Origin of the sequence: Anoxybacillus sp. LAT27, from assembly GCF_022030075.1 — a bacterium.
GTDB classification, from domain to species: domain Bacteria; phylum Bacillota; class Bacilli; order Bacillales; family Anoxybacillaceae; genus Anoxybacillus; species Anoxybacillus kestanbolensis.
This window is the reverse complement of the sequence record NZ_JAIWYK010000002.1, coordinates 1-25,825: the sequence shown is the minus strand read 5'-3', so window position 1 is coordinate 25,825 and position 25,825 is coordinate 1. Positions and strand designations below refer to the sequence as shown.

Sequence of the window (25,825 nt, the reverse complement as noted above, 5' to 3'; positions counted from 1 at the left end):
GCTTGCAAGCATCTTCTACTATTTTTCGTAAAATAAATCCTTCTGGAAACATGACAAACGGCTCATGTCGTAATTCACTTAAAGTGATGCTTCGGTTTTGACTAAGTGGGTGATCTGTCGGAATGAGTGCGGCGAACGACTCGGTAAATAAAATATCCCCTTGAATGCCCTTTTCTTCAGTTGGTACAGGACCTAAGAAAGCCACATCAATTTCTCGCCTCTTCACTGCATCAATCAAAAACTTATATGACCCTTGACGCAAATGGAAAGAAATGTGCGGATGTTTTTGTTTAAATGTGGAAATGACCATTGGCATCGTATAGCTTGCGAGACTTGTTGGAAAACCAATTTTAATTGTTCCGCGCTCTGGATCTAAATATTCTTCAATTTGTTGCTTCGCATAGTCAATCGCTTTTAATGCCGATTCAATATGTTGTAAAAAGTGGCGGCCGATCGGTGTTAATTTTACGTTTCTTCCTTCACGTTCGAATAGCTTGACCCCGAGTTCATCCTCTAAATTTGCAATTTGACGACTAACAGCAGATTGAGCGACATGCAACGCTTCAGCAGCTTCTGACACATGCTCCCGTTTGGCAACTTCTGTGAAATAAACTAATTGTCTTAATTCCATTTTTTCCACCTCTTTCTATCGTTCTCGAAATGAGATGAATATTATCTAAATTATATATTGTTTATATAATTATTGAAACCTACAATTATACATACAAGATAACGGAATGGGGGATTCACATGAGAGGACTACCAAAGGCGCAAGGGTTGTACTGTCCACAATTTGAACATGATGCATGTGGGATCGGGTTATACGCCCACTTAAAAGGGGAAGCGTCTCATCATATTGTCAAGCAAGGTCTTCATATGTTGCGTCAATTAGAGCATCGCGGAGGTCAAGGGAGCGACCCGCAAACAGGTGACGGTGCTGGAATCATGGTGCAAATTCCTGATGATTATTTTCGATCCGTTTGTTCGTTTTCACTTCCTGCAAAAGGGCGTTACGGAGTCGGGATGGTCTTCTTTTTTGAGCATGACGAACAAAAGGGGGGCATTTTAGAACAGAAAATCAATGACATCATCTGCGAGGAAGGACAAACGTTGCTCGGATGGCGAGATGTACCTGTTAATGTCGGAAAACTCGGAACATTGGCTAAAAAAAGTCGTCCGTTTATTCGTCAGCTTTTTATCGCAGCGAGCGACGATATAACAGATGAACAACATTTTGAGCGAAAGTTATATGTCATTCGTAAACGAGCAGAAAAGTTAGTAAAAAACAATGAGTACTATTTTGCGAGTTTATCCAGTCGAACGATCGTTTACAAAGGGCTAGTCACCCCTGAGCAACTGGATGCTTTTTATATTGATTTACAAGATGAACGATTTCGCTCCGCGTTTGCGCTCGTTCACTCGCGTTTTAGCACAAACACGTTTCCGAGCTGGGAGAGGGCACATCCGAATCGTTATTTAATTCATAATGGGGAAATTAATACGCTACGAGGCAATATTCATTGGATGATGGCGCGAGAAAAACAATTTTCATCGCCTATGTTTGGTGATGATTTACAAAAAGTACTTCCGATTTTAGATACGAACGGAAGCGATTCTTCCATGCTTGATAATGCGTTTGAGTTTTTTGTGCTAGCTGGAAGGTCGCTCGCTGAAACGGCAATGATGCTCATTCCAGAGCCATGGTATTGGGATGAAGAGATGGATGATGATAAAAAAGCGTTTTATGAATATTATAGTTGTCTTATGGAGCCGTGGGACGGACCAACGGCCATCGTGTTCACGAATGGAAAACAAATTGGAGGGATTTTAGATCGCAACGGCCTTCGTCCAGCACGTTACTATGTGACAAAAGACGACTATATTATTTTTTCATCAGAAGTAGGTGTGATCGATGTAGAGCCGAACAATATTTTATACAAAGAACGATTAAGTCCTGGAAAAATGCTTTTTATTGATTTTGAACAAGGACGCATCGTTTCTGATGAAGAAATAAAAAAACAAATTGCCAATGAACGACCATATCGTCAATGGGTGAATGAACGAATGATTTCTATTGACGAATGTGCCGAAGATGAGCAGGAACAACCGTTTAACAACCTTTTGACGTGGCAAAAAGCGTTTGGATATACGTATGAAGACGTGGAAAAAACAATCATTCCGATGGCAACGGAAGGAAAAGATCCAACAGGGGCGATGGGAAACGATACACCTTTAGCCGTCTTATCAGATCGACCGCAAAGTTTATTCAATTATTTTAAGCAACTATTTGCACAAGTAACAAATCCACCGATTGATGCGATTCGTGAATACATCGTCACATCAACAGTGACGTTGCTTGGAAAAGAAGGAGATTTGTTGAATCCGGATGCATCTTGTGCTCGTCGCATTCGATTAGAGTCACCAATAATCACGAACAAACAATTAAACGCCATTCGAATGAGTCCGTATCGTGAATTTGCTAGTGTGACATTGTCAACGGTTTTTACACATAACTTAAAAGAAGCGTTAGATGAATTATGTCAAGCGGCGGACGAAGCGATTGCTTCTGGTGCAACGTTACTTATTTTATCTGACCGTTGCATAAACGAGCAACGTGTAGCCATTCCGACGCTTCTTGCGGTTAGCGCGGTACATCAACATCTTGTTCGAAAAGGGACACGTACGAAAGTCAGTTTAATTGTGGAAAGTGGAGAAGCGCGTGAGGTGCATCATTTCGCAGCGTTAATCGGATATGGAGCGGATGCGGTCAATCCGTATTTGGCATTTGCGACCATTCGAGAAGCGATTGAAAAAGGAGTGCTTCATTCGACATACGAAAAGGCAGTCGAAACATATAAAAAAGCGGCGACAGATGGCGTTGTGAAAGTGATGTCAAAAATGGGTATTTCAACCGTGCAAAGTTATCGTGGCGCGCAAATTTTTGAAGCGATCGGTATCGGGGATGATGTTATCGATCAATATTTCACTGGAACAGCGTCGCAAATTGGCGGAATCGGTTTGAATGAAATTGCCCAAGAAGCAAAAATGCGCCATATGCAAGCGTTTTTCACGTCTTATGATGAAACATTAGATTCTGGAAGTGAATTGCAATGGCGGAAAAACGGGGAACATCATGCGTTTAATCCGAAAACGATTCATACGTTACAATGGGCATGTCGAAAAAATGACTATGCGCTGTTTAAACAATATTCTGCGATGGCGAATGAAGAGCAGTTTACATTTTTACGTAATTTATTTGAGTTTGACGACACACGTACACCTATTCCGATTGAAGAAGTTGAACCGATAGAGGCGATTGTTCGTCGCTTTAAAACGGGGGCGATGTCGTACGGTTCATTGAGCCAAGAAGCACATGAAGCGCTTGCGATTGCGATGAATCGCATCGGTGGAAAAAGCAATAGTGGAGAAGGTGGTGAAGATCCTAGTCGCTATACAAGAGATGAAAATGGCGATTTCCGTCGCAGTGCAATTAAGCAAATCGCATCTGGCCGTTTCGGAGTGAAAAGCCATTATTTAGTTCATGCCGATGAGCTACAAATTAAAATGGCGCAAGGAGCAAAGCCTGGAGAAGGTGGTCAACTGCCTGCGAATAAAGTATATCCGTGGATCGGAAAAGTGCGTGGGTCTACGCCAGGTGTGGAACTTATTTCGCCACCACCGCATCATGACATTTATTCCATTGAAGATTTAGCACAGCTTATTTATGATTTGAAAAATGCAAATCGCAATGCGCGCATTAGTGTAAAACTCGTTGCAAAATCTGGTGTTGGCACGATCGCTGCAGGTGTGGCTAAAGGCGGGGCAGATGTGATCGTCATTAGCGGATATGACGGAGGGACAGGTGCTTCACCAAAAACAAGCATTAAACATGCGGGGCTTCCGTGGGAACTTGGTTTAGCTGAAACGCATCAAACGCTTATGTTAAATGGGTTGCGTGATCGCGTTGTATTAGAAACAGACGGAAAATTGATGACTGGTCGCGATGTCGTCATGGCGGCGTTATTTGGCGCTGAGGAATTTGGTTTTGCGACCGCTCCACTTATCGTTTTAGGTTGCGTGATGATGCGCGTTTGTCATTTAGACACATGTCCGGTCGGTGTTGCAACACAAAATCCAAAATTGCGGGCAAAATTTACTGGAAAGCCAGAACATATCGTTAATTTCATGTATTTTATTGCCCAAGAGGTACGTGAAATCATGGCGCAACTTGGTTTCCGTACGATCGAGGAAATGGTCGGACGCGTGGACGTATTAAAAATAAGTGAACGGGCAAAACGACATTGGAAAGCGAAACATCTTAAGTTGTCACGTTTGTTGCATCAAGTGGAAGGATCGCGCACGTTTTCTAAACCGCACGATCACCGTCTCGAACAAACGCTTGATTACCAAACGATTTTGCCAGCTGTCCAGCAAGCAATAGAGGAGAAAAAGCCTGTGCAATTGCACGTACGCATTAACAACGTACAGCGAACAGTCGGCACGATAGTAGGTAGCGAAGTATCAAAACGATTTGGTGAAGAAGGTCTTCCAGAAGATACGATTCAACTATATTTTCAAGGCTCAGCGGGGCAAAGCTTCGCAGCGTTCGTGCCAAAAGGAATGACGATGACATTAGTCGGTGATGCGAACGACTATGTTGGCAAAGGTTTATCAGGTGGAAAAGTGATCGTTCGTCCACCACACGAAGCTTCGTTTGCGTGCAGTGATCAAGTCATTATTGGAAATGTTGCATTTTACGGTGCGACAAGTGGAGAAGCGTATATTCGTGGTCGTGCTGGGGAGCGTTTTTGCGTCCGAAATAGTGGCGTTCATGCGGTTGTTGAAGGAGTTGGTGATCACGGCTGTGAGTATATGACAGGAGGACGTGTTGTTATCCTCGGCTCTGTTGGAAAAAATTTTGCTGCGGGCATGTCCGGTGGGATTGCGTACGTACTTGCTGATGATAATACGTGGCAAAAACGTGCCAACCGTGAACTTGTTTTATTTGAATCACTAGTAGATAAAGGAGAAATTCAAGATGTACAACAAATGATTATGAAACATTACGAATATACGGAAAGCCCAAAAGCAGCGTATATACTTGCCAACTGGGATCGTGTTGTAAGAAACGTTGTCAAAGTGATTCCGAAAAACTACAAACTTATGATTGGGACAATTGAAGCGATGAAGCGAAGCGGTATGTCACATGACGAAGCGGTATTTGAAGCGTTTAATACGGTCGTAAACAAAAAAGATGTTGCAGCAGGAAAAACGATTGAAGCGATCGTGAAATAAGCGATCGCTTTTGACGAAGAAAGGGGGAGAAACATGGGGAAAGCGACAGGATTTATGGAATACGTACGGGAAGAAGAGAAAAAGCGTGATCCTCTTTCCCGTTTGTATGATTGGAAAGAATATACAGACCCATTTTCAACAGATATGTTAGTTAGACAAGGGGCGCGATGTATGGACTGCGGTACACCGTTTTGCCATATGGGTATGGAGCTAAACGGCTTAACGTCTGGTTGTCCGATTCATAACCTTATTCCAGAATGGAACGATCTTGTGTACCGTGGACGTTGGAAAGAAGCGTTTGAACGGTTAGTAAAAACGAATAACTTTCCAGAATTTACAGGGCGTGTTTGTCCAGCACCTTGTGAAGGATCGTGCACCGTAGCTATTTCTGATCAAGCAGTTGCGATTAAAGGCATTGAACGAGCGATTATCGATCGAGCGTTCCAAGAAGGCTGGGTTCAACCACGTATCCCAAAAAAGCGAACAGGAAAAAAAGTGGCTGTCATCGGATCAGGACCTGCCGGCTTAGCGTGTGCAGATGAATTAAATCAAGCGGGTCATTTTGTGACTGTGTATGAGCGTGCGGATCGCGTAGGCGGTTTGTTAACGTATGGCATTCCAAATATGAAACTTGGAAAAGATGTCGTTGAACGACGTGCGCGTTTACTTGAAGAAGAAGGAATTACGTTTCTTACAAATACAGAAGTAGGCAAGCATATTACCGTCCACGAACTACAAAAACAATATGATGCAATTGTGCTTTGTATCGGAGCACAAAAACAACGTGATCTTGTTTTAGAAGGACGCGAACTAGATGGTGTTCATTTAGCAATGGATTACTTGACCGTAACAACAAAATGGTTGTTGAATGGTGAAAAAGATGAAACGTTTATTGACGCAAAACATAAACACGTCATCGTTATTGGCGGGGGCGATACGGGGGCAGACTGCGTAGCAACGGCACTTCGTCAACAATGTAAAAGCGTCGTGCAGTTTGGCAAACATCCTGCATTGCCTAAAGAGCGTACGGACGATAACCCGTGGCCGCAATATCCGCTCGTTTTTACGATCGACTATGCATACGAAGAAGCGGAAGCGAAGTTTGGCACCGATCCACGTCAATATTGTATTCAAACGAAAAAGATCGTCGGCGATAAAAACGGAAAAGTGAAAGAATTGCATACGATTCAAATGGAGAAAACTGTAGATGAGCATGGGCATGTTGTATTCAAAGAAATTCCTGGCACAGAAAAAGTATGGCCGTGTGATCTTGTGTTGATTGCCATCGGCTTTGAAGGACCTGATCAGCCAATTTTACAGCAATTCGGAATAGAAACAGTAAACAAAAAAGTGAAAGCGACAGAATATAAAACGAACGTCGAAGGGGTATTTGTAGCAGGCGATGCAAGACGAGGACAAAGCCTCGTTGTTTGGGCGATTCACGAAGGACGAGAAGCAGCGAAAGCAGTAAACGATTTTTTAATAGAAAGATAGGTGAATGAATCATCTCCTTTTTCTGTGCATATATTGAGGTATCATGAAAAAAGGAGATGATCTGCTTGTCTTTCCCAAACATCCCGAATATTAAGCCAGATATTGACTTAGATGAGGAAGATGTGCTGTCGTTATTGCTTGCATCAATTGCGTTAGAAGAGCTGAGTTTGGCTCATATTATGAATGCAGAAGCAGAAAAGTTACAAGCAGTATTAGGGACGTTGACGACAAGCGCAAGTGGGACGAAAGCGCAATCGCTTCACGATTTGCTGAAAGTGAACCGTTCAGTAGAGCGGACGTTAAGGACGGTACTTAAAAACCAAATGTTATTACAATTTAAACTAGAGGATGTTAGCGATCTCATTCAGCTTTTTCATGAACAAAAGCGAAAAAAACATAAAGATAAAACAGACTGTGATCAGTAAATAAACATGTTGAATCCTTTGATCTAATCGTTAGTAGATCAAAGGATTTTTTTATTTTTAGAATTGTCATTTTATTTTAAAAAGTGTTACAATGTTTAACAAGTTCAGAAAAGATGGAGGGATTTGTTTTGCGTAGCGATATGATTAAAAAAGGATTCGATCGCGCACCACATCGTAGTTTATTGCGCGCAGCAGGAGTAAAAGAAGAAGATTTCAATAAACCGTTTATTGCGGTTGTCAACTCGTATATTGATATTATCCCAGGACATGTTCATTTACAAGAGTTTGGAAAAATTGTCAAAGAAGCGATTCGAGAAGCAGGCGGAGTACCATTTGAAATGAATACAATCGGAGTAGACGATGGCATTGCAATGGGACATATTGGTATGCGCTATTCATTGCCGAGCCGCGAAATTATAGCAGACTCTGTCGAAACAGTCGTTTCTGCACACTGGTTCGATGGCATGGTATGTATTCCAAACTGCGATAAAATTACCCCTGGTATGATGATGGCAGCAATGCGTTTAAACATCCCAACCATTTTTGTTAGCGGCGGACCGATGAAGGCGGGTGTCACAAGCGATGGAAAAAAAATCTCGCTTTCCTCTGTATTTGAAGGCGTTGGTGCATATCAGGCAGGGAAAATCGACGAAAAAGGACTACAAGAGCTTGAGCAGTACGGTTGCCCGACATGCGGTTCTTGTTCAGGAATGTTTACAGCAAATTCGATGAACTGTTTAGCCGAAGCGCTTGGCTTAGCTCTTCCGGGTAACGGTACGATTTTAGCGATTGATCCGGCACGAAAAGAATTTGTACGACGTTCAGCTCAGCAGTTAATGTATTTAATCGAGCATGATATTAAACCGCGCGACATCGTCACCGAAAAAGCAATTGACAATGCATTCGCACTTGATATGGCGCTTGGTGGTTCAACAAATACAGTACTACATACGTTAGCGATTGCGAATGAAGCAGGCATTAACTATCCGCTTGAGCGCATTAACGAGGTCGCATCTCGCGTGCCGCATCTAGCAAAATTGGCACCAGCATCAGATATGCATATTGAAGATTTGCACGAAGCGGGTGGCGTATCTGCAGTATTGCACGAACTGTCGAAAAAAGAAGGCACCCTTCATTTAGATGCATTGACAGTGTCAGGCAAAACACTTGGTGAAAACATTGCAGGATGCGAAGTAAAAAACTATGAAGTCATTCGTCCAATTGACAATCCGTACTCAGAAACAGGTGGACTGGCTGTACTGTTCGGTAATTTAGCGCCAGATGGTGCCATTATTAAAACAGGTGGCATTCAAGGTGGCATTACACGCCATGAAGGACCCGCGATCGTATTTGATTCTCAAGAAGAAGCGCTTGAAGGCATTGCAGCAGGAAAAGTACAACCTGGCCATGTCGTCATCATTCGTTACGAAGGACCAAAAGGTGGACCAGGTATGCCAGAAATGTTAGCCCCGACATCGCAAATTGTTGGAATGGGATTGGGTACGAAAGTAGCGCTCATTACAGACGGTCGTTTCTCCGGTGCTTCTCGCGGCTTATCGATCGGACACGTATCGCCAGAGGCAGCTGAAGGGGGGCCGATCGCTTTTGTGCAAAATGGGGACCATATTGTTATTGACGTTGTGAAACGAACGATTGATGTTCACGTTCCAGAAGAGGAATGGGAAAAACGAAAAGCAAACTGGAAAGGTTTCGAACCAAAAGTGAAGACAGGTTATTTAGCTCGCTATTCAAAACTTGTCACATCGGCAAGTACCGGCGGAATTATGAAAATTTAAAAAAATTGTCGAAAGGTTGTTCGTAAATCCAAAACAAGCTTCCGTTATAATGAAAGAAGTGAAGCGATAATGGGAGTGAGGGAGATGAATACGCAATTTATTGCCGGTCATGCGCGATTGCCTTCAGGAATGGCGGCAAAAAGCGTATTTGATACGTTGACGATTACGGCAGAAGTAGATAAAAAGTACGGCGTCATCGTTGATGCTTCTTGTACGTTAGCAACAGAGCACGGTCGTGATTATGTGGCACGGTTGTTAAAAGGGCATTCATTAAAAGATGGAATTGACGAACCGCTTGCTCAATTACATGAAGGATATTTAGGAAAGGCAAATCAAGCTTTATGTGCAGCATTAAAAGATTTGTATAAACAATATTGTAAACTCGAAGAAAAAATGCATGCAGAAAAATAGAAGGTGACACGAGCCACCTTCTATTTTTCTTCCCAAGATGGGAGCATTTTTCGGAGCGGTTTGTCTTGACGATAGCCAAGGACGTACTCCGCTTGCATAATTGTATGAATTTCACGCGTTCCTTCGTAAATAACTGGGGCTTTAGAGTTACGTAAATATCGCTCGACTGGATATTCATTTGAATAACCGTATGCCCCGTGAATTTGTACGGCATCATCAGCCGCTTTGTTGGCAAAGTCGCATGCCATCCATTTCGCTAGCGATGTTTCACGTGTATTTCGTCTTCCTTTATTTTTTAAAAAGCCGGCTTTATATACGAGCAAGCGGCTCATTTGTAAGCCTGCCTCCATATTTGCGATCATTTGTTGTACAAGTTGATGACGACCGATTTCTTTTCCGAACGTTTTTCGTTCGTGACAATATTTCACGCTTGCTTCTAAGCAAGCCATAATTAAACCGCATGCTCCAGCAGCAACAGTAAACCGTCCGTTATCGAGTGCGGACATCGCAATTTTAAATCCTTCTCCTTCTTCTCCAAGTAAATTTTCTTTCGGGACGCGCACGTTATCAAAAAATAGTTCGCCTGTATTGCCTGCGCGAATGCCAAGCTTTCCTTTAATGGCACGTGATGAAAAACCAGGCATCGTCCGTTCAACAATAAAAGCAGAAATGCCACGATGTTTTTTCGATTTATCTGTGTAAGCAAAAACAATGAAGTGGTCAGCGATGTCACAAAGAGAAATCCACGTTTTTTGTCCGTTTAAAATGTAGTCATCTCCATCACGTACAGCTGTTGTCGAAATCGCTGCAACATCTGAACCAGCGTTTGGCTCGGTTAATCCGAATGCGCCAATTTTTTCTCCCTTTGCTTGTGGCACGAGATATTTTTGCTTTTGTTCCTCTGTTCCCCACTGAAGCAGTGTTAAGCTATTTAGGCCGATATGGACAGAAACAGCGGTGCGAAATGCTGTATCCCCACGTTCTAATTCTTCACAAACAATAGCTAATGAATTATAATCCATTCCCATTCCGCCGTATTGTTCTGGAATACATACACCCATTAAATTTAATTTCGCTAAGCGCTTCAAAATGTTTGGATCAAAATAGCCTCGTTCATCCCATTCTTTAATATGAGGTAAAATTTCTTTATCAACAAATTTTCTTACCGTTTGTCGCAACATGTCTTGTTCTTGCGTAAAATCAAAGTTCATCATGTTTATTTCCTCCTTCAAATAAGTAGTTGTGTTCTCCTGCGAGCGGTGGTGCCAATCGATATGTGACCGGTGTATGTGAAAACTTTAGCGGTGTTCCGACAAGTTTTAACTCACCGACGTCTGGGTGATCCATGCGAATAATCATATTTCGTGCGAGCGTTTGTGGATGCTGAAATACTTGATCGAGCGTATGCACAGGACCACAAGGAATGCCTTTTTGTTCAAATAATCGTTGCCATTCTGCACGCGATTTCTTTTTTAATTCATCGTTTAGTCGTTGATTGAGTTCATGACGATAGGTGACTCGACCGGCATTTGTTTGAAACCGTTCATCCTCACCGATCGTTTGATCTTCTAATAGTTCACATAGTGCTTGAAATTGTCGGTCGTTTCCGACAGCAACAACAAACAAACCATCGCTTGCTTCATACGTTGAATATGGAACGATGTTCGGATGATCGTTTCCCAACGGTTTTGGCACTTCGCCAGATATTAAATAATTTGAAGCGACGTTCACAAGGGCGCTAATGGCACAGTCAAATAAACTTAAATCAATTTTTTGACCGCTTCCTGTTTTTTCTCGAGCGATGAGCGCTGCTTGCACGGCAATGGCGGCATATAAACCTGTAAAAATATCTGTGACAGCGACACCGACTTTTAATGGCCCAGATTGTTCTGTACCGTTAATACTCATCCAACCACTCATCGCTTGAATAATATAATCGTAGCCAGCTAAATGGCGATACGGTCCCGTTTCACCAAATCCGGTAATGGAGCAGTAAATGAGTTTCGGATTGATGGCAGAAAGATCATCATATCCAAGCCCGAGCCGTTCCATCGTTCCGGTTTTAAAATTGTGTATAATGACATCGGCTGTTTTAATGAGTTGACGAATTGTTTCTTTTCCACTTTCTTCTTTTAAGTTGACAGTTATGCTTCGCTTATTTCGATTGACTGCCGCATAGTAAGCGCTCATGCCGTTTTGAAACGGTGGTCCCCAAAATCGTGTATCATCCGATCCACCAGGTGCTTCGATTTTAATAACATCCGCCCCGAGATCACCTAAAATCATCGTGGCATATGGACCGGCAAGAACGCGTGTTAAATCAATCACTTGAATGCCATCTAAAGCTCCCGCCATCTGTTCACCTCCATATTTTTGTAATAAAAAAGCCAGTCCCTCCCTCAAACGTACAGGAAAGGAACTGGCATAAACGATCCGAGCGTGCCTTTCGAAAAGAAAGTCGGTCGAATCGGAACAGTTCTTTAAGAAGTCGTTACGTTGCTACCCGAAGCCAAACGATTCGTTGTTTAGTGGGGTAGCTACTTTTAGTATAAAACAACACATTATTTTTGTAAATATTTTTTATTTTAAAAATAGTTTGACAAAATAAAAAAGATTGTCTTAAAATAAAAGCAAATAAGCAAAAACTGTGGAGCTTATTTTACTCGTCTGATCGGCGAGCAACGCATAAGCACCAGCCAGTTTAGTCATTGTGCCATCACGATGATTAAACTGGCTTTTTATTTGTCGAAGGAGGAGAGATGATGTCGAATTGGATGGAACGAAGAAAAGAAGCGGTTGCAAGAGCGCCGTACAACGTGACAGAAATTTTTATTAAAGAAGCAAAAGGAGCGATCATTCGAGATATAAATGATCGCGAATATATCGACTTTGCCGGAGGAATTGGTGTACAAAACGTTGGACACTGTCATCCGAAAGTCGTCGCTGCCATTCAGCAACAAGCAGCAACATTTATTCATCCTTGTTTTCATGTGACACCTTATGAATCGTATGTGTTATTAGCAGAAAAATTAAATGAGTTAACACCGGGTGATTTTCCGAAAAAAACGATCTTTTTAAATAGTGGCGCAGAAGCAGTTGAAAATGCGGTGAAAATTGCAAGAAAGTACACCGGTCGTCCTGCGATTGTGTCGTTTACAGGGGGGTATCACGGTCGAACGTTATTGACGATGTCGCTGACAAGCAAAGTCATGCCATATAAAAAAGGATTTGGTCCGTTTGCTCCTGAAGTGTATAAATTTCCGTATCCATACTATTACCGTGCAAACGAGCAAACTATAGATGAAGTAGATAACCAACTCATTGAATCATTGAAACAGTTTTTCGTTGCGGAAGTAGCCCCTGATCACGTAGCAGCAATCATAATTGAACCAGTACAAGGAGAAGGGGGATTTGTCGTTCCGTCGGCGAAATTTATGCAAGCGATTCGTCGCATTTGTGATGAATACGGCATCGTCATGATTGCTGATGAAATTCAAACAGGTTTTGCCCGAACAGGACGCTTGTTTGCGATGGAGCACTTTGGTGTAGCGCCTGATTTGATGACGTTATCAAAGTCGATGGGAGCGGGGGTGCCAATTAGTGCAGTCGTCGGTCGACGCGAAATGATGGATGCACCAGAAGTCGGTCAGCTTGGCGGTACGTTCTCAGGAAGTCCGCTTGCATGTGCAGCTGCGTTGGCTGTTTTAGATGTGATCGAAGAAGAACAATTAGTTGTGCGTGCGCGTCGTTTAGGTGAAAAAATGATGGCGCTTTTAACGGAAATGAAGCAACAGTTTGACATTATCGGTGACGTACGTGGGCTCGGAGCGATGTGCGCGATTGAGCTTGTGACAGATCGCAATCAAAAAACGCCGGCGAAAGAACAAACTGCATATATTGTTTCTCAAGCGTGGAAGCGCGGGGCAATTTTTTTAAGTGCTGGATTGTATAGTAACGTTGTTCGCTTTTTACCGCCACTTGTGATGACCGATGAACAACTAGAGCGCGGATTTTCAGTTTTGCGTGACTTACTAGCAGAAGTACAACAAAAGGTGGTGGAATGATGCGTGAAGTAAAAAATTATATTGGTGGCGAGTGGATCCAAGGGAAACATGAAACGATTGAACGTTACAACCCAGCCGATCAAAAAGAACTTGTCGTGGTCGTTGCTGGTTCATCTGTTCATGATGTAGATGAGGCGGTGTTTGCGGCGGTGAAAGCAAAGAAAAAATGGGCACAAACGGCCGCCTCAGAACGTGGTGCGTATTTACAAAAAGTAGCTTATTTATTTGAGAAATATGCGGATGAGTTGGCAGAATTGGCTACGAAGGAAATGGGGAAACGTTTTGCTGAAACGAAAGGGGAGGTACATCGTAGCGCAGCCATTTTACGTTACTATGCGGGCGAAGGATTGCGAAAAATTGGTGAAGTACTACCGTCGTTTGATGCCAAAAACTTATTTTTTACAAAGCGCGTTCCTGTTGGTGTCGTGGCAGTCATTGCTCCGTGGAATTTTCCACTTGCTATTCCAATATGGAAAATTGCCCCTGCCCTCGTTTATGGAAATACAGTTGTATTTAAGCCTGCACTAGAAGCAAGTGCTACGGGTGCGCGCATCGTTGAATTGTTTGCAGAAGCGGGGCTACCTCCAGGTGTTTTAAACTTGATTGTTGGTCGAGGCAGTTCCATTGGTGATGCTATTGTTGAGCATAATGAGGTGGATGCGATTACGTTTACCGGCTCGAATGTAATTGGCAGTGAAATTGCGAAAAAAGCAGCAGCACGTGGAGCGAAATATCAACTTGAGCTCGGTGGGAAAAATCCAGCGATCGTTTTAAGCGATGCAGATGTCGATTTTGCTGCTCGACTTGTCGTGGAAGGAGCGATGAAACAAACCGGGCAACGTTGTACAGCAACGAGTCGTGTATTCGTTGAAAAAGAAGTCATGGACGTATTTCGAGAACGTGTCACTGAACATGTGAAGCGCATTCGTGTCGGCAATGGAATGGATGAACAAGTGACGATGGGGCCGGTTGTATCGAAAGGACAATTTGAAACCGTTCAGCGCTATATCCATATTGGAAAACAAGAAGGACGACTGCTTATTGGAGGGGGAGCGAGCGATGATGTAGGCTGGTATATTGAGCCAACTGTATTTGATTCTGTTTCCCATCAATCTATTATTGCAAGAGAAGAAATTTTTGGACCTGTGTTGTCGATTGTAGAAGCTGCATCTATTGATGAAGCGATTGAAATGGCAAACGACAGCATTTATGGCTTAAGTGCGTCATTGTTTACAAACAACTTATCGAAAGCACTTTACTTTATTGAACATATCGAAGCAGGCATGGTGCAAGTAAACGGTGAAACAGGTGGGGCAGAACCACAAGCACCTTTTGGCGGGATGAAGCAATCAAGTTCAGGTACGCGCGAACAAGGGCAAGCGGCCATGGAGTTTTTTACAGCGTATCAAACGATTTCTATTCGACCACATCCAAATATGTGAGAGGGGGATATGGAATGGATCAACAGTTTCATAAAGTACTAACGAAACTCGATGTGTTGTTATTAGCATTTGGTGCGATGATCGGTTGGGGATGGGTGGTGCTCTCAGGTACGTGGATCACGAGTGCGGGTGCACTGGGGGCGATCATCGCCTTTTTAATCGGGGGAATTCTCGTGATTTTTGTCGGTTTAACGTATGCGGAGTTATCATCAGCCATGCCGAAAGTAGGAGGAGAACATTATTTCGTTTTACGTGCCCTCGGTCCTAAAGCTTCGTTTATCGCTGCTTGGGCAATAGCCCTTGGTTATTTATCGGTTGTAGCATTTGAAGCCATTGCGCTTCCAACCGTCATTGAGTATTTATTTCCAACATTTAAATTTGGTTATCTTTGGACGATTGCCGGGTGGGATGTAAACGCTTCCTGGGTAATGATTGGTATGCTCGGTTCCATCATCATTACGTGGATTAACTATCGTGGCGTAAAAAGTGCCGCCTTTCTACAAGTTGTATTAACGTTTGTCATTTTTCTTGTCGGCATGGCACTTTTAGGTGGTTCGCTTGTAAACGGAGAAGTAGCAAATTTACAGCCATTATTTAAAGATGGTTCAGCTGGTTTGCTCGCTGTACTAGTCATGACGCCGTTTATGTTCGTTGGTTTTGACGTCATTCCTCAAACAGCAGAGGAAATGAAAATCCCGCAACGTTCTATTGGAAAAATTCTTATTTTATCTGTCGCTCTAGCTGTTTTGTTTTATGTCGCCGTTGTGTTTGCGGTATCTTACATTTTACCAGACGATGCGTTAACAAACTCATCGCTCCCAACAGCAGATGCGATGGCTGCTGCGTTAGGCAGTTCATTTTTTTCGAAAGTGCTTATTATCGGGGGATTAGCTGGTATTTTAACAAGTTGGAACGCATTTATTATCGGTGGTAGTCGCGTGCTTTATGCGATGGCACAAGAAAGATTTCTTCCACAATGGTTTGCCCATATTCACCCAATATACAAAACACCATCAAACGCTGTTTTATTCATTGGAACGCTCGCCACATTTGCTCCTCTACTTGGCAGACCAATGCTCGTTTGGCTTGTAGATGCGGGAGGTTTTTCTATCATCATCGCCTATTTCCTTGTTGCCTGGTCATTTATTGCATTACGTAAAAAAGAACCGAATATGCCAAGACCGTTTCAAGTCGGTCAATCATCAGCTGTTGGTTGGATTGCTCTTGTGTTGTCGATTGGATTTATTTTGTTATACATGCCAGGCATGCCATCACAGCTCGTTTGGCCGTATGAGTGGCTCATATTTATTGGATGGTGGGTCATTGGTGCATTTTTTATCGGGCGAATAAAGAAAAAAACGATGGAACAAACAGAACATGTACATCGGATGTAGGGGGGCAATACGCTCCTCTTTATTATTTTATAAGGTCATAAAACGATTTCATTTGTGTATACATGATACAAAAAGAAAGGAGGGCTTGTAGTGAATGCAGCAGAGGCGATCGTTCAATGTTTAAAAAGTGAGGACATTTGTCACGTTTTTTGTGTACCAGGGGAAAGTTATTTACCTATCCTTGATGCCCTTTTTTCTGAGAAGACGATCCAGCTCATTTCCGCTCGCCACGAAGGTGGAGCTGCCTTCATGGCAGAAGGGTATGCGAAGGCAAGCGGAAAAGTTGGTGTTGTGATGGCAACAAGAGCAGTAGGAGCTACAAACGCTGCTATCGGTATTCATACAGCCAAGCAAGATTCAACACCGATGGTTGTATTGTTAGGACAAGTTGCGCGAACATTTCGGGGACGTGAAGGATTTCAAGAGGTAGATGTTGAGGCGTTTTTTCGTCCGCTCGCGAAATGGGCGATAGAAATTGATGACGCAAAAAGGTTACCAGAATTGCTAACGAGGGCGTTTCGAATTGCACAAACGGGAAGACCTGGTCCAGTTGTTGTTTCGCTTCCGGAAGATATTCTTCATGAACAGATGGATCACGTAATCTTTTCGAAAACAATTGTTCCAAAACCAGCACCAAGCCAAGAAGACATCCAGCGTATCGAGCAATTGTTACAGTCAGCGAACCGTCCAGTCATTATTGCTGGCGGAGGGGTTATACGTTCAAAAGCTACCGATGTTCTCCGTTTGTTCGCTGAAAAATGGTCGCTTCCTGTCATGGCATCTTTTCGTCGACATGATGTATTTCCAAACGATCATCCACTCTACGTTGGTCATCTCGGTTTAGGCACACAACGAGCTGTTATTGAAACGGTTGAACAAGCAGATGTGGTGTTAGCGATCGGCACCCGTTTGTCAGAAGTGACGACGCAAGATTATAAGCTATTATCAACGCAACAGCTCATTCATATCGATATTGATTATGATGTGATCGGCGTGACATACTCCCCCCATATCGGTGTTGTTGCTGATGCGAAAGAGGCGTTAAAGAGACTACTTGCTATTGAACTTCAACCAACATGGACGGCGTGGACAAAAAAACGGCGGGAAGCGTACGAGCAAGCATCATCCCTACCGCCTGTGAAACGGAACATCAATGAGATTGTCATCGACACCCTTCAACACCTTCTTCCTCCAGAGTCGATCATTACAAACGATGCTGGAAATTTTGCAAGTTGGCTCCATTCATTTTTTCGATTTCAGCAACATACATATATTGGGCCAACGTCAGGAGCGATGGGGTATGGATTACCTGCGGCTATTGGGGCAAAATTGGCTCATCCGCATCGTTCGGTCGTTTCATTAAGTGGAGACGGTGGGTTTATGATGACGATGCAAGAACTCGAAACGGCAGTTCGTTACAAAATTCCAATCATTAGTATTGTGTTTAACAATCAAATGTACGGAACGATTCGCATGTACCAAGAGCTTCGTTATCCAAACCGCGTCATCGGGACCGACTTAAGCGATATATCATTCGCAAACGTAGCGCATAGCCTTGGGGCCGACGGTGTGCGTGTAGAAGCAGAAAAACAGTTTTCACATGCGTTCACCGCTGCACTTCAAAATAACAAGCCGACTGTCATTGAAGTGATGACGGATCCACACGTATTATCTCCGTTTTTAACAATTGAACAAGCGAGAGGAGGAAAACAATGAAAGTATTAAACTATATCGATGGACGATGGATGCCGTCCGTAAGCGAGCAATTTGTTCCGATTATTAACCCAGCGAACGGTCAAAGTATCGGAGAAGTGACCGTATCGAATGAACAAGATGTAGAACAGGCGGTATCGGCGGCAAAACGAGCGCAAAAAGCATGGGCGCTCGTCCCTGCGCCGAAACGCGCTGAAGTACTTTATAAAGTTGGCATGTTGTTGCAAGAGAGAAAAGAACAAATCGCACGCCTATTGACGATGGAAATGGGAAAGGTCATTGAAGAAGCGCGTGGTGAAGTGCAAGAAGGAATCGATATGGCATTTTACATGGCAGGAGAAGGAAGACGCTTATTTGGAGATACGACTCCGTCAGAGTTACCGAATAAATTTGCGATGAGCGTTCGGGCGCCAATTGGTGTCGTCGGCTTAATTACTCCATGGAACTTTCCGATTGCGATTGCTACGTGGAAATCATTCCCTGCGATCGTTTCTGGCAATGCGGTCGTTTGGAAACCTGCGCTTGAAACACCGATTATGGCACAGCAACTTGCGCAAATATTCGAGCAAGCCGGATTGCCAAACGGTGTATTTAATGTTGTACATGGGCGTGGCTCTGTTGTTGGTGAAGCGCTTGTTAAACATCCAGATATAAAAGTTATTTCGTTTACAGGATCTAATGAAGTCGGAAGACGAATTGCTGAAACGTGCGGACGTCAGTTGAAAAAAGTATCGCTTGAAATGGGAGGGAAAAACGCCATTATCGTCATGGACGATGCCGACATTTCACTTGCTGTAGAAGCGATCATATGGAGTGCTTTCGGTACGTCTGGACAACGTTGTACCGCATGCAGTCGAATTATTGTTCATGAACGTGTGAAACGACAATTGGAAGAACGGTTACTCGCAGCGATAAGCACATTAACGGTTGGAAACGGCCTAGAGGAAGGAGTAAAAGTCGGACCAGTCATTAATCAAGAGGCATTGCAAAAAATTGATTATTACGTTCAAATGGGTAAAAACGAAGGAGCCACGCTGCTTGCAGGAGGGTATATGTTGCAAGATGAGCAATACAAAGGCGGATTTTATTATGCCCCAACATTGTTTACAAACGTCACACCAGCAATGACCATTGCAAGAGAAGAAATTTTTGGTCCAGTCGCATCGATCATATCTGTTCACAGTTTAGAGGAAGCGATTGAAGTAAATAACAGCGTTGATTATGGACTTTCGAGTGCGATTTTTACACGCGATATTCACCGAGCGTTTACAGCGATGCGTGATTTCGATACAGGAATTGTATACGTGAACGCAGGAACGACAGGGGCAGAAATTCATTTGCCTTTTGGTGGAACGAAAGGAACAGGCAACGGACATCGTGATTCCGGTGTCGCAGCACTCGATGTATTTACGGAGTGGAAAAGCATTTATGTCGATTATAGTGGTAAATTACAACGCGCCCAAATTGATGTGTGAGGAGGTTAGCCGATGAATGTCATTGTTCTTGGAGCGGGTTTAATGGGAAAAGAAGCTGTGCGTGATTTAATTGAACAACAAACGGTATCATCGGTGACGCTCGCTGATGTCGATGAAGAAAAAACAAAAGCGGTTCAACGTTCGTTGTCATCAGAAAAGATCAAAGTGAAGCGAGTAAATGCAACAAATGATCAAGAACTGCGGGCTGCGATGCATGGGCATGATGTAGCCATTAATGCTCTCTTTTACACGTTTAATGAAAACGTAGCGAAAGCGGCCATTGAAACGGGTGTACACGCTGTAGATTTAGGTGGACATATCGGACATATGACAGATCGTGTCCTTGCTTTACACGAACAAGCAAAACGAGCAGGTGTTACATTAATTCCAGATTTAGGTGTTGCTCCAGGAATGATTAATATTTTAACAGGATATGGAGCAAGTCAACTGGATCGCGTTCATACCATTAAATTATATGTCGGTGGCATTCCGCTTCGTCCAGAGCCACCACTTGAATACAATCACGTCTTTTCTCTTGAAGGCTTACTCGATCATTACACTGATCCTTCGTTTATTATTCGCGATGGGCAAAAACAACAAGTCCCATCTTTATCTGAAATTGAAACGATTTATTTTGAACGTTTCGGGCCGCTTGAAGCGTTTCATACATCCGGAGGAACATCAACATTGCCGCGTTCTTATCCGAATGTAAAATGTTTGGAATATAAAACTATTCGCTATCCGGGGCATGCGGAAAAATTTCAGCTTCTTGTCGATTTACAATTGACGCGTCGAGACTATGAAGTAGAAGTCAACGGGGTAGCCGTACGGCCGCGTGATGTTTTGTTAAAAGTGCTAACTCCTCTTTTAGAGTTAAAAGAAAAGGACGATGTTGTGTTATTACGTGTCATTGTAGCGGGAGAAAAGGATGGAAAAGAAAGAACGTACGAATATGAAATGGTAACACATAAAGATCGCCAAAAAAATGTGACAGCGATGGCACGTTCTACCGCATATACCGTTTCTGTCGTTGCACAAATGATTGGTGACGGAACGATTCAAAAGCGTGGGGCGTATCCGCCCGAACAAATTGTACCGGGTGATCGCTATATTGAAGAAATGATTCGCCGTGGTGTCGTTATTCGCGCGACTATGCATTAAAATTGTGAACAAAACGGTAAATTTTCTGATTGTTATGACGAGTGATTTGTTCATTATGCTAAAATATGTATACATCGAATAGATTTGGAGGTGAACATATGCTACATATTGTAGCCTGTATTAAGCAAGTGCCAGATACAAAAATTATTAAAATGAATCCGAAAACGAATACGATGGACCGTGCAAGTGCTCCAGCGATTTTAAACCCGTATGATGCGCATGCGGTTGAAGAAGCTGTACGGTTGAAAAAGAAATACGGTGGTACTGTATCGGTTTTAACGATGGGTCCTCCACCAGCAGTAAAAGCGATTAAAAAATGTATAGAGCTTGGAGCAGATGAAGGGTATATGATTTCAGACCGAGCATTTGCCGGAGCTGACACGCTTGCGACAAGTTACGCACTTACAAAAGCGCTTGAAAAAATCGCTAAACAGCGCCCGATTGACCTTATCATTTGCGGAAAAATGACGATTGACGGGGATACAGGGCAAGTAGGACCTGGCATTGCACGACGTTTAAACATCCCTCCTCTTACTGGCGTGAAAAAAGTCGTTGAAATTAACAAAGAAAAAGGGTATGCGATCGTTCATCGCAAATTAGAAGATGGTTATGAAGTAGTGAAATCGCAGTTACCTTGCTTATTTACCGTAGAAAAAGACATCAATGACATCTCCTTTGCACCATTGCCAAACATGATTAAAGCCGCACGATATCAACCAACCATTTGGACAGCAGACGACTTAGAAAATGTAGACCGCAAACAGCTAGGACTAAAAGGATCTCCAACGATTGTATCCAAAGTATGGGCGCCGCCCAAGCCAGAAGGCGGAAAAATACTGACAGGAACAAAAGAACAACAAGTGGACGAACTTTTATCTATTTTACTTGAGAAAAAAGAGCTTTTTTCATAGGGGGAGTAGCAATGAATTTCGATGATTATCGGGGGATATGGATATATGTTGAAGTGAAAGACGGACAAATTGCTCCTGTATCATTAGAATTATTAGGAGCAGGACGGGTGCTTGCGGATAAACGGAAAACTGAACTTGCCGGTGTTTTAATTGGTAGCGGTGTAAAAACAGTTGCACCAACGCTTTTTCAATACGGTGCCGATGTTGTATATGTGTATGACGATCCGATTTTTGAGCATTATCGAACAGAACCATATATGCGCGCCTTATTAGATTGCTGTCATAAACATAAACCTGAAGTTATTTTATATGGAGCAACACCATCTGGAAAAGATTTAGCAAGCGCCAACGCCACCGATTTACCGACAGGATTAACAGCCGATACGACGATACTCGATATTGAAGAAGACACCGGGTTATTATTAGCGAGCCGTCCTGCGTTTGGCGGAAACATTATGGCGACGATTTTATGTAAAAAATATCGTCCGCAAATGGCGACCGTTCGTCCAAAAGTGATGAAAGCGCTACCGCCAGATCCGTCGCGAACAGGCCGCGTGGTCGAGGAGCATATTGAATTACACGAAGAAGAAATGCGAACGAAAGTATTAGAGATTGTCAGAGAAACGACAAAAAAAGTGCGCATTGATGAAGCAGATATTGTTGTTGCTGGCGGAAAAGGCATGGGCAGTAAAGAAGGGTTCCAACTCATTCATCAACTAGCCGAAGTGCTTGGCGGTGCGGTTGGGGCGAGCCGTGATGTCGTCGAAGCAGGATGGATTGACCATCATCACCAAGTCGGACAAACGGGTGTGACGGTGACGCCAAAAATTTATTTTGCGATCGGCATTTCTGGCGCGATCCAGCACGTCGTCGGCATGCAAAATTCCGACCTCATTATCGCCATCAATAAAGACCCGAACGCACCGATTTTCCAATCATGCCATTACGGCATTGTCGGCGATGCGTTCGAAATCATTCCGCTATTAATCGAACGGTTCAAAGAAGAAATTCCGAAGGTAAAAGCAGCTGCCGATGTGAAGGAGGAGATTCGCCATGCCTGAAAAATTTGACTGTATCGTCGTTGGCGCAGGTCCAGCTGGAACAGCCTGTGCGTATGAACTAGCAAAAGCAGGGGTCAACGTGCTGCTTTTAGAGCGCGGTGAATATCCAGGGGCGAAAAACGTCATGGGCGGTGTGTTGTACCGCAAAATGATGGAAGATATTATTCCAGAGTTTTATAAAGAAGCACCGCTCGAACGCCCAATCGTCGAGCAGCGGTTTATGATGATGGATAAAGAATCTGCGGTGACGTTTAGTTACAAAGGATTAGAGTGGGGACGTGAGCCGTACAACAACTTTACCGTATTGCGTGCCAAATTTGACCAATGGTTTGCCGAAAAAGCAGTCGAACAAGGAGCGCTTCTCGTTTGTGAGACCGTAGCGGTCGAATGCATCGTCGAAAACGGGCGCGTGGTTGGCGTTCGGACGGACCGACCAGATGGCGACATTTATGCCGATGTCGTCGTATTAGCGGACGGCGTCAACTCGCTCTTAGCGAAACAGCTTGGCTTCCACCGCGAATGGCGGCCAGATGAAGTCGCTTTGGCAACGATGGAAATTTTAAAGTTAGATAAAAACATCATTGAAGATCGCTTTAATCTCGAGCCAAACCAAGGCTGTACGATCGAGATTTTTGGCGATGCGACAAAGGGGATTTTAGGAACGGGATTTTTATATACAAATAAAGATACGCTTAGCATTGGTGTCGGTACGCTTTTATCCGGATTAATTAAACATAAAATCAAGCCGTATGAGCTACTTGAGTATGTGAAAAATCATCCGATGATTCGTCCATACATTCAAGGGAGTGAACCTGTTGAATATTTAGCTCACTTAATCCCCGAAGGCGGCTACCATTCCATTCCGAAAGTCGCAGGTCACGGAGTGCTTGTCGTTGGCGATGCAGCGCAACTGGTCAATGCGATTCATCGCGAAGGTTCCAATATGGCGATGACATCTGGCCGACTAGCAGCAGAAACCATTATCATGGCAAAAGAGCAAAACGACTTTTCCGAAAGCATGCTTGACCAGTACCGGATGAAACTGATGGAAAGCTTTATCGGGCAAGATTTGAAAAAATATAAAGATGCGACGCATCATTTTGAGCGATTCCCACAATATTTTGAGCAATATATCCCAATGATGAACCGCGCCGCAAGCCAAATGTTTACCGTCGACGGCGCATCGAAATGGGAAAAACAGAAAAAAATTTGGCGTGACCTCGGCTCGGCGAAACAGAAGTTTAAGCTGGCACGCGATATGATGAAAGCATGGAAGGTGATGAAATGATGAAGGCGCAAACGATTGAAGAGAAGCAATATTTAGTTCGCTTTAATGCGGATACGAAATCGCATCTTCACGTGCTTGATGACAACATTTGTTTAACGAAATGCCCCGATAAAATTTGTACCATTTTTTGTCCAGCAGCTGTTTATAAATGGGAAGATATTCGCATGCATGTTGGCTATGAAGGCTGTCATGAGTGCGGCAGTTGTCGCATTGGCTGTCCGTATGAAAACATTCAGTGGGAGTATCCACGCGGCGGCTACGGCATCGTCTTCCGTTTAGGGTGATCGCTATGTTTCACATCGGAGATTGCGTCGTCTATACGGATGGAACGAGAGGAATTGTGTTAGAAGTGACTGCCGATCGTTGCCACGTCTTATGGGAAGATTACTTCGTCAGCTGGGAGAAAAAAGAGCTGTTAACCGTTGATGAAGAATTAACAAAAAAGCAAACGATTCGTGTTTCTTCTCATGTGAGCCACCCTTTATCGTAGGGTGGTTTTTTTGTTTCTTTATATACAATTTATTCTAAAAAAGGGATTGACATATACATTTTTTTTTTTATGATTATTTTACGAACTATGCAAGTTGGTAACTATTCAGCCACATCATAAAGTGAGCTGAATATTTTTTGTATTTCTTGTCCATGATGTGAATATTGATAGACAAGGAGGTGAATCGCATGTTGACGATACAACAAGCTGTGTTTACAGTAGAGAGTTTAATTGGCAAAGTCCAACAACAAAAACAGCTCATTCATCAACTCGTTCAAGAAAATGAACATTTGCGTCACGAAATCAAACAACTACGCAAAGAAAATGAACAACTGAAGTATCGCGTTCAAGAGTTGGAAGCACGCACGAAAAAAAACAGCTCCAATAGCCATTTGCCCCCATCTTCTGACCGTTTTGCCAACACCCGTTCTTCTCGTCAGCCATCTGGCAACAAGCCAGGCGGACAAGAAGGACACCAAGGAACGACGCTCCGTCAGGTGGAACATCCACATCATCGCATCGTCCATCGTGTGCACACGTGTCAAGGATGTGGGGCTTCTTTGCGTGAAGTCAAACCGTTCAAAGTCGATATCCGTCAAGTGTTTGATCTTCCTCCCGTGACGATTGAGGTGACACAACATGAACGTGAAGTGAAATCCTGTCCACATTGTCGATGTGTTCAACAAGCGGAGTTTCCACCACATGTCACGAATCATGTGCAATACGGTCCACGGCTCACGGCGCTCGTTGTTTATTTGCATCATATCCAATTGATCCCGTACAAGCGTTTAAGTGATACAATCGAAGCGTTATATCAACACTCGATTAGTACGGGAACTCTTGCCAATATGGTGAAACGAGGATGCGAAGCGCTAGAATCAAATATGGACATCATCGAAGACGCCTTACTTGGATCCAACATCCTGCATGTCGATGAAACGAGTTTGCGCATCAATGGGAAACTCGCATGGGTACATGTCGCGTGTACATCGGGATATACATACTTGGCTCCTCACGCTTCTCGTGGAAAGAAAGCGACCGATGACATCGGGATTCTTCCCCGATATCAAGGAACAATGATACACGATGCGTTCGGTACGTATCCGAAATACACGAGAGCCACCCATGCCCTTTGTCACGCCCATCATTTGCGTGAATTGAAGGGCTTCATCGAACAAGGGCATACGTGGGCGATGCGCATGACCACGTTTCTTTTAGCCGCCAAGCAAGCCGTCGAAGCCCATCACGGTGCACTTTCCGAAGAAGAAGCGAGACGGTGGGGACCGTATCCTGGCGAGAGCACAACACCGATTGGAAGCGATGACGCCTCTTCCGAAAAAAGCACTCGCTTTTGTTCGACACCTTCAAAAACGAAAGGAAGAAGCGCTGCGTTTCTTACGTGAAG

19 protein-coding genes and 1 pseudogene are annotated in these 25,825 nt (G+C 43.5%); 17 read left to right on the top strand and 3 right to left on the bottom strand.

Annotation, left to right across the window (positions count from 1 at the left end; translation table 11 throughout):
* On the bottom strand, positions 1–631 hold a 631-nt coding region (gltC, locus tag LD028_RS00340), incomplete at its 3' end, for a glutamate biosynthesis transcriptional regulator GltC (RefSeq protein ID WP_237810528.1).
* Positions 632–750: 119 nt separating this feature from the next.
* Between gltC and gltB the strand changes: the two genes are divergently transcribed.
* The 5 genes from gltB (at position 751) to LD028_RS00315 (ending at position 9,421) form a co-directional block, all read left to right on the top strand.
* Complete coding sequence (gene gltB / locus LD028_RS00335) at positions 751–5,295, top strand: glutamate synthase large subunit (RefSeq protein WP_237810527.1); 4,545 nt, start codon at positions 751–753, stop codon at positions 5,293–5,295.
* Between the two features lie 33 nt (positions 5,296–5,328).
* Complete coding sequence (locus tag LD028_RS00330) at positions 5,329–6,789, top strand: glutamate synthase subunit beta (protein ID WP_237810526.1); 1,461 nt, start codon at positions 5,329–5,331, stop codon at positions 6,787–6,789.
* 65 nt (positions 6,790–6,854) lie between these two features.
* The gene (locus tag LD028_RS00325; RefSeq protein ID WP_006319723.1) at positions 6,855–7,214 is read left to right on the top strand and encodes an alpha-helical endospore appendage domain-containing protein; all 360 of its coding nucleotides are present in this window, start codon (positions 6,855–6,857) and stop codon (positions 7,212–7,214) included.
* Positions 7,215–7,327: 113 nt separating this feature from the next.
* Positions 7,328–9,010, top strand: coding sequence for a dihydroxy-acid dehydratase (gene ilvD / locus LD028_RS00320; RefSeq protein WP_129000351.1), 1,683 nt, complete (start codon positions 7,328–7,330; stop codon positions 9,008–9,010).
* Between the two features lie 84 nt (positions 9,011–9,094).
* Complete coding sequence (locus LD028_RS00315) at positions 9,095–9,421, top strand: DUF3870 domain-containing protein (RefSeq protein ID WP_003395822.1); 327 nt, start codon at positions 9,095–9,097, stop codon at positions 9,419–9,421.
* A gap of 20 nt (positions 9,422–9,441) precedes the next feature.
* On the opposite strand, the gene LD028_RS00310 is transcribed toward LD028_RS00315, so the two are convergent.
* Both LD028_RS00310 and LD028_RS00305 read right to left on the bottom strand, forming a co-directional pair.
* Complete coding sequence (locus LD028_RS00310; protein ID WP_237810524.1) at positions 9,442–10,635, bottom strand: acyl-CoA dehydrogenase family protein; 1,194 nt, start codon at positions 10,633–10,635, stop codon at positions 9,442–9,444.
* The gene (locus LD028_RS00305; protein ID WP_237810522.1) at positions 10,622–11,776 is read right to left on the bottom strand and encodes a CaiB/BaiF CoA transferase family protein; all 1,155 of its coding nucleotides are present in this window, start codon (positions 11,774–11,776) and stop codon (positions 10,622–10,624) included. The genes LD028_RS00310 and LD028_RS00305 overlap by 14 nt, the downstream gene beginning before the upstream one ends.
* 407 nt (positions 11,777–12,183) lie before the next feature.
* On the opposite strand from LD028_RS00305, the gene gabT reads away from it, so the two are divergent.
* The 12 genes and pseudogenes from gabT to tnpC all read left to right on the top strand — a co-directional run.
* A complete protein-coding gene (gabT, locus tag LD028_RS00300) occupies positions 12,184–13,485 on the top strand; it encodes a 4-aminobutyrate--2-oxoglutarate transaminase (protein WP_237810521.1) in 1,302 nt (433 codons plus the stop codon).
* On the top strand, positions 13,485–14,927 hold the full coding sequence (locus LD028_RS00295; protein WP_237810520.1) for an aldehyde dehydrogenase family protein: 1,443 nt from the start codon (positions 13,485–13,487) through the stop codon (positions 14,925–14,927). Before gabT ends, LD028_RS00295 begins: the two co-directional genes overlap by 1 nt.
* Before the next feature lie 14 nt (positions 14,928–14,941).
* On the top strand, positions 14,942–16,321 hold the full coding sequence (locus LD028_RS00290; protein ID WP_237810519.1) for an APC family permease: 1,380 nt from the start codon (positions 14,942–14,944) through the stop codon (positions 16,319–16,321).
* Between the two features lie 90 nt (positions 16,322–16,411).
* Positions 16,412–18,037 carry a thiamine pyrophosphate-binding protein gene (locus LD028_RS00285; RefSeq protein WP_237810518.1) on the top strand — a complete coding sequence of 542 codons (1,626 nt, stop codon included), beginning with the start codon at positions 16,412–16,414 and terminating at the stop codon, positions 18,035–18,037.
* On the top strand, positions 18,034–19,509 hold the full coding sequence (locus LD028_RS00280) for an aldehyde dehydrogenase family protein (RefSeq protein WP_237810517.1): 1,476 nt from the start codon (positions 18,034–18,036) through the stop codon (positions 19,507–19,509). The genes LD028_RS00285 and LD028_RS00280 overlap by 4 nt, the downstream gene beginning before the upstream one ends.
* A gap of 12 nt (positions 19,510–19,521) precedes the next feature.
* Positions 19,522–20,670, top strand: coding sequence for a saccharopine dehydrogenase family protein (locus tag LD028_RS00275; protein ID WP_237810516.1), 1,149 nt, complete (start codon positions 19,522–19,524; stop codon positions 20,668–20,670).
* A 98-nt stretch (positions 20,671–20,768) separates the two neighbouring features.
* Positions 20,769–21,581 carry an electron transfer flavoprotein subunit beta/FixA family protein gene (locus tag LD028_RS00270; protein ID WP_237810514.1) on the top strand — a complete coding sequence of 271 codons (813 nt, stop codon included), beginning with the start codon at positions 20,769–20,771 and terminating at the stop codon, positions 21,579–21,581.
* Positions 21,582–21,592: 11 nt separating this feature from the next.
* On the top strand, positions 21,593–22,642 hold the full coding sequence (locus LD028_RS00265; protein ID WP_237810512.1) for an electron transfer flavoprotein subunit alpha/FixB family protein: 1,050 nt from the start codon (positions 21,593–21,595) through the stop codon (positions 22,640–22,642).
* Positions 22,635–23,930, top strand: coding sequence for an FAD-dependent oxidoreductase (locus LD028_RS00260; RefSeq protein ID WP_237810510.1), 1,296 nt, complete (start codon positions 22,635–22,637; stop codon positions 23,928–23,930). The genes LD028_RS00265 and LD028_RS00260 overlap by 8 nt, the downstream gene beginning before the upstream one ends.
* Positions 23,912–24,214 carry a ferredoxin family protein gene (locus LD028_RS00255; protein ID WP_237810509.1) on the top strand — a complete coding sequence of 101 codons (303 nt, stop codon included), beginning with the start codon at positions 23,912–23,914 and terminating at the stop codon, positions 24,212–24,214. The genes LD028_RS00260 and LD028_RS00255 overlap by 19 nt, the downstream gene beginning before the upstream one ends.
* A gap of 5 nt (positions 24,215–24,219) precedes the next feature.
* Entirely contained in the window at positions 24,220–24,420 is a 201-nt protein-coding gene (locus tag LD028_RS00250) for a hypothetical protein (protein ID WP_183242262.1), read from the top strand.
* Between the two features lie 188 nt (positions 24,421–24,608).
* Positions 24,609–25,825 (top strand): annotated as a pseudogene (tnpC, locus tag LD028_RS00245) (IS66 family transposase); the annotation flags it as partial.